5 protein-coding genes and 1 pseudogene are annotated in these 5,618 nt (G+C 61.7%); 4 read left to right on the forward strand and 2 right to left on the reverse strand.

Going from position 1 to position 5,618, the window contains the following annotated elements; all coding sequences use genetic code 11:
* The coding region (istA, locus tag Q0Q36_RS24840) for an IS21 family transposase (protein ID WP_293802534.1) at positions 1-601 on the reverse strand (601 nt) is incomplete at its 3' end.
* 523 nt (positions 602-1,124) lie between these two features.
* On the opposite strand from istA, the gene Q0Q36_RS24845 reads away from it, so the two are divergent.
* The 4 genes from Q0Q36_RS24845 to aroQ all read left to right on the forward strand — a co-directional run bounded on the left by Q0Q36_RS24845 (position 1,125) and on the right by aroQ (position 4,521).
* Positions 1,125-1,850, forward strand: a complete 726-nt coding sequence (locus Q0Q36_RS24845; RefSeq protein ID WP_044450820.1) for a GntR family transcriptional regulator — start codon at positions 1,125-1,127, stop codon at positions 1,848-1,850.
* A 96-nt stretch (positions 1,851-1,946) separates the two neighbouring features.
* Positions 1,947-3,014 carry a Gfo/Idh/MocA family oxidoreductase gene (locus Q0Q36_RS24850; protein WP_293802538.1) on the forward strand — a complete coding sequence of 356 codons (1,068 nt, stop codon included), beginning with the start codon at positions 1,947-1,949 and terminating at the stop codon, positions 3,012-3,014.
* 88 nt (positions 3,015-3,102) lie between these two features.
* The gene (locus tag Q0Q36_RS24855; protein WP_367187201.1) at positions 3,103-3,942 is read left to right on the forward strand and encodes a shikimate dehydrogenase; all 840 of its coding nucleotides are present in this window, start codon (positions 3,103-3,105) and stop codon (positions 3,940-3,942) included.
* A 135-nt stretch (positions 3,943-4,077) separates the two neighbouring features.
* On the forward strand, positions 4,078-4,521 hold the full coding sequence (gene aroQ, locus Q0Q36_RS24860) for a type II 3-dehydroquinate dehydratase (RefSeq protein WP_293802542.1): 444 nt from the start codon (positions 4,078-4,080) through the stop codon (positions 4,519-4,521).
* A gap of 523 nt (positions 4,522-5,044) precedes the next feature.
* Here aroQ and Q0Q36_RS24865 read toward each other — a convergent pair.
* Positions 5,045-5,618 (reverse strand): annotated as a pseudogene (locus Q0Q36_RS24865) (3-oxoadipyl-CoA thiolase); the annotation flags it as partial.

A 5,618-nucleotide genomic window follows, 5' to 3' on the forward strand; every position in this document is an offset into this window, starting at 1 on the left:
TCCATAGATTGTCGTAGATGCCGCGCGTGCAGGCGCCCTTGAAGAAGGCGAAGGCCCGGTCATGGGCATCGAAGACCATCTCCTGGCTCTCGCGCGGATAGGCCCGCACGAACAGCATGCGCGAGTGACAAAGCCGGACATGCGCCACCTTCACCTGGGTCGTGGCGCCATTGATGACGACGATCTCGTGGCTCCAGTCGAACTGGTAGGCCTCGCCGGGCGCGAAGCTCAAAGGCACATAGGCGTCGGCTGTGACGGCGGATTGCTCGCGGCGCCAGCCTCGCGCATAGCGACGAACGGCATCGTATCCGCCCTCGTAGCCGAGATCCCGCAGCTCTTCGAAAAGACGGATCAGCGTCAGGCGCTCGCGGGCCGGCTTGCCGTCGTTCGCCATCAGCAGCCGATCCAGCTCAGGGCGCCAGGGCCCTATCTTCGGCTGCGGCTGAACCTTCCGCTCATACTCGAACGACGTCGCGCCAGAGCGCAGCACCTTGCGCACCGTGTTCCGAGAGACGTGCAGCTCGCGGGCGATCTCCTTGATCGTCTTCCCGCGGATCGAAAACTCGCGCCGGATCCGCGCAATCGTATCCACGCCCTTCATCCCCCGCCCGCCCATCCGAAACCAGGACGGGCAGTCTCACCGAAACCGGCTCAAGGGGGTCAAAGTTGGACGCCGATCCCCCGCCTCACGGGGTCAAACTTGCACGCCGAAACACACCTTTGTCTGCTGCATCACAGCGATGACCGCGGGTGTCACATCCTGCTGACGTTCAATCAACACACTGACTTCCTCCGTTAGGGTCGAAATGCACGATTATCGATTATTCGTCAAGCTTGATTTCGGCGAATGGCACTCGATGCGAGGCGTATTGGTGAACTCATTTTTTTGAAAGCGACTATCTTACTGATTCTATGAATATAATTTAACTGCGCTCGCTGGGCGCAAAGCCCATCGGCATGGGGAAAGAAAAATTCGGCTTGCCTAGGCGGCCCTAGATACTGCAAAAGATCGATTATTCAGATGGACCGACACAAGTATGCCCTTGACCCGCGCTCCGAAACCGCATGCTGGCGAGGCTGGGTCCCCGGCCCGCCGTGAGAGCGACGAGTTGGAAAAATTCCCTATGACGGCCGCGATTGATCCCGCCGCGGGCGGGTTGGACACATCGCCTGGCTGGTCCGATGACGGCAAAAATACCATGGCTACGCAGCTCGCTCAGCGAGTCCGCGAAGCGATTATCTCCGGGCAGTTGGAGGCGGGCAGCAAGATCAATCTCTCCCGGGTGCGGGAGACATTCGATGTCAGCCTCAGCCCGCTGCGCGAGGCGCTGGCTCGGTTGATCGCCGACGGCTTGGTGGAGTTTGAGGACAATCGGGGCTACCGCGTCCCCCCCCTCCTATTGGGAGATCTGGAGGAAATCACCCGGCTTCGCGAAGAGTTCGAAGTGCTGGCGCTGCGCCAAGCCATTGCTGTCGCCGACAGGGACTGGGAGAGCAGCGTGATGCAGACCCTGCATCGTCTCAACCGAACGCCGCGCGAGGCCGGGCAACCGGAACTCCTGGAACAATGGGAGGCCCGGCATCGCGAATTTCACCTGACTCTAATCGGGGGCTGCCGCATGCCGATCCTGCTGGGCTTTTGCCGCGTTTTGCTCAACCTTAACGATCGCTATCGCCGCGCCTTTCTTCGCACCACCGCCGGCGATCGCAATGTCAGCGTCGAGCATAGCGAAATCGCGCAAGGCGCTGTCGCGCGGGACGCAGCCTTCGCATGTGAGCGGCTGCGCGATCACATCCATCGCACCGGCACCAATCTCCGCGCTCATCTCGCCGATAAAATCGCGCCGTAGAGGCCGCCTTCCTCGCGAAGCTGCCAGCGTCTGCCGGCGTAGCTCCGTCGAACCCCAAATTGAAATTGAATCAGACTGAATCGCGGGAGGATTCCTTTGCCACATCTCAATCTAGCCGTTGCCGGTGCTGGCCTGATCGGCCGCCGCCACATCGCCATGATCATGGACAGCGACCGTTGCAATCTCTCAGCGATCGTCGACCCCTCGGAAGCCGCAGCTCAACAGGCGCGAGAGCTTGGCGTCCCGTTGTATCCGACGATGGAAGCCCTCTTCGCGGCCGCGAAGCCCGATGGCATCGTTCTCGCAACTCCCAATCAGTTGCACGTCGTCCACGCGAAGCAGTGTATCGAGGCTGGTGTCCCGGCGATCATCGAAAAGCCGGTGGCCGACACTCTGGAAAGCGGCATTGAGCTCGTTGAAATCGCCGAGCGAGCGAATGCGAAACTGCTGGTCGGTCATCACCGCCGGTATGGCTCGGTCATCGCCAAGGCCGTCGAGACGATCGGCTCCGGAGCATTGGGTAAGATCGTAGCGGTGGTCGGGACCGCGCTGTTCTACAAGGCCGAGTCCGAGGGCTATTTCGACGGCGCGTTTTCGTGGAGGCGCGAACCGGGCGGCGGCCCGATCATGCTCAATATGATCCACGAAGTCAGCAATCTGCGGGCACTGGTCGGTGAGATCGTCGAAGTCCAGGCCATGGCCTCCAGCGCGACCCGCGGCTTTCCAGTCGAGGACACCGCCGCGATCACGCTGCGTTTCGAGAACGGCGCACTCGGCACGTTCCTTCTCTCGGATACCGCCGCGACCGACAGGAGTTGGGAGCACACCTCCGGGGAAGACAAGTTCCGCTTCGCCAAGGCTCATACGGACGATGACGATTGCTACTTGGTGAGCGGAACCTGGGGCACACTGGCCATCCCGACGATGCGGCTGCAGAGATACATCAGGGAGGAGGACCGCTCCTGGCATAAGGCCCTGGAGAAAACCAGATTGCCACTCGACGTGACGGACCCCCTCGCCCAGCAGATCGACCATTTCTGCGACGTCATCGAGGGGAAGGCAGAGCCGCTGGTCACGGTGCGCGACGGCCTCCAGAATCTGCGGGTCGTCGATGCGATTCTCAAGGCGATCACCACCGGCGGCGTCATTCCGGTCGCGAGGTAGCGAAACGTCGACGATCCGCTGCCGCGGCAGGCGCATTCACGAAGCTTTAACAACTCCCGGGAATCCCATGCCCTCAAGCAAGCCCGCCGTGCTGATCGGCCTGATCGGCGCTGACATCCAACAGTCGCTCGCGCCTGAGATCCACATGCGCGAAGGCGAACAGCAAGGTCTTCGCTACTTCTACAGGCTCATCGACATCGCCAGGCTCGGGCTCGACGAAACCGCCTTGCCCGAATTGCTGCTTGGCGCTGAACGATGCGGCTTCGACGGCCTGGGCATCACGCATCCGTGCAAGCAGCTCGTCATTTCGCATCTGACCGAACTCTCCGAAGCGGCACAGGCGCTCGGATCTGCCAACACCGTGCTCTTCAGGGACGGCAAACGGATCGGCCACAACACCGACTGGGTAGGGTTCGCCGAGATGTTCCGCCGTGACATGGACGGGCAGCCGCGAGCGAACGTCGTCCAGCTCGGCGCCGGCGGCGCCGGCGTCGCGGTCGCCTTCGCAGCACTGACCGTGGGAGTGCAGAACCTGACAATCTTCGACGTCGACGCCGGCAAAGCTGACCGTGTCGTGGATACCCTGACGCGGCATTTCGGAGAAGGACGGATCCGGCGCGGAGATGATCTCGAAGCCGCGGTCGCCTCGGCGGAAGGCCTCGTCAATGCGACGCCTGTCGGCATGGACGCGCATCCGGGGATGCCGCTGCCAGAGCGATTCTTGCGCTCCGATTTGTGGGTCATCGACATCATCTATTTCCCACGAGAGACAGAGTTGCTGCGCAAGGCGCGCGCGCTGGGCGCAAAAGCCCTGAACGGCGGGACAATGACCGTCCTGCAGGCTGCCGGGCAGTTCCGCCTATTCGCCAGCGTCGAGCCAGACATTGAGCGAATGCTCAGTGATTTCGAACAGATCGCGGCGCGTTAGACCGTCGGGCCGAATGTCGTCCCGGCCCGATGGTCTAGGATTTGCCTCAGCATCGGCTTTTCACTGACCGCTTTTCACTTATCGAGGCGATGCTCTAAAATCGAAAAATCTTAAATTAACTACCGAGGATGATCAATGAGCCGAGTTGTTTTCCTTATCAACGGACCAAATCTAAATTTGCTCGGGAAGCGCCAGCCCCATATCTACGGCGACGAAACCCTTGCGGACGTCGAACGCGAATGCGGCAAGCTTGCTGAGGAGCTTCGACTTGAACTGCGCTTCCATCAGAGCAATCGCGAATACGAGATCATCGACTGGATACATGAGGCGAGAGAGATCGCCGGCGGTTTGATCATCAACCCAGGCGCATTCACCCATACGTCGGTTGCGATCCTTGATGCCCTGAATACATTCGACAATCCGGTGTTCGAATGCCACATCTCAAATGTCCACAAACGTGAAGCGTTCAGGCATCATTCCTATGTCTCCCTCCGCGCCGATGGGGTCATCGCAGGGTTTGGGACGCATGGCTATCAACTTTGCCTGCGTAGTATCGCTCGAATAATCGATAGCCGATAAGAAGCATATCATTAGGAAAGCATTTCGGTCGTGCTGTTCCGTGGCTCACGGGAAACAGCTCAGCCGGCGATGTCCTCTCCTGAACATTCACGAATGTGGCTCGACGGCAAAGCGAGCAACGGGGCGACCCGTGCTGCGCTTTCGCCGATATCCACACCGACGCCCGGTGACGCGAGATCGCAGGCAAGCGCCGCCTTGCCGGTCTTCTGCGTCTTCTGCAGCCATCGCCATGGTTTCGATGCCGGGAAGGGATCGGCGAGCGCCGGGCCTGCCGCCTCAGCCGCCGAATCTCGTTTTTTTGATCGGCCTTCAGTCAGGCGAGTATGCCCCGACTACGCCAAGCATACACGACACCGCGAGGAGGACGGCCCGATAGCGGGCTTTTGATGATCCGGTTGACACCAATGGCGGGCATTCGGACCGCTCCGGATAGAGCGAACGCACCGGATCAATCTTCACGACCTCGGCCACCGGCGCCGTCCTGGCGCGCTACCCGGTGCCGGCGGGAAATTATCCCGTCGTGTCAGACTCGTTCGAGGGCAACGGCGATGCCCTGGCCGACGCCGATGCACATGGTGGCGAGCGCGCGCTTCTTGCCGGTCAGGGACAGTTCCAGCGCGGCCGTGCCGCTGATGCGGGCGCCGGACATGCCGAGCGGATGACCGAGCGCGATCGCGCCGCCATTCGGATTCACATGCGCACCGTCCTCGGCGATCCCGAGCTCGCGCAGCACGGCGATGCCCTGCGAGGCGAAGGCTTCGTTCAGCTCGACAATGTCGAAATCCGTGGGCTTGAGACCCAAACGCTCGCAGAGCTTGCGCGTGGCTGGGATCGGCCCGAGACCCATCACACGCGGCGCGATGCCGCCGGTCGCCCCGCCGAGGACGCGCGCGATCGGCGTCAGCCCGTACTTCGCCGCCGCCTTCTCGGAGGCGACGATCAGCGCAGCGGCCCCGTCATTGACGCCCGACGCATTGCCCGCGGTCACCGTTCCGCCTTCCTTGCGGAACGGCGTACCGAGCTTGGCGAGCTTCTCCAGCGTGGTGTCACCGCGCGGATGCTCGTCGATCTCAACGCGGATGGGATCGCCCTTGCGC

The organism is uncultured Allobosea sp. (assembly GCF_945957345.1).
In the GTDB taxonomy this organism is placed as follows: Bacteria; Pseudomonadota; Alphaproteobacteria; order Rhizobiales; family Beijerinckiaceae; genus Allobosea.

Excerpts from the sequence above, each read along its gene's own strand:
- Q0Q36_RS24845 (WP_044450820.1), top strand. The coding sequence starts at position 1,125 with ATGACGGCCGCGATTGATCCCGCCGCGGGCGGGTTGGACACATCGCCT.
- aroQ (WP_293802542.1), top strand. The coding sequence starts at position 4,078 with ATGAGCCGAGTTGTTTTCCTTATCAACGGACCAAATCTAAATTTGCTC.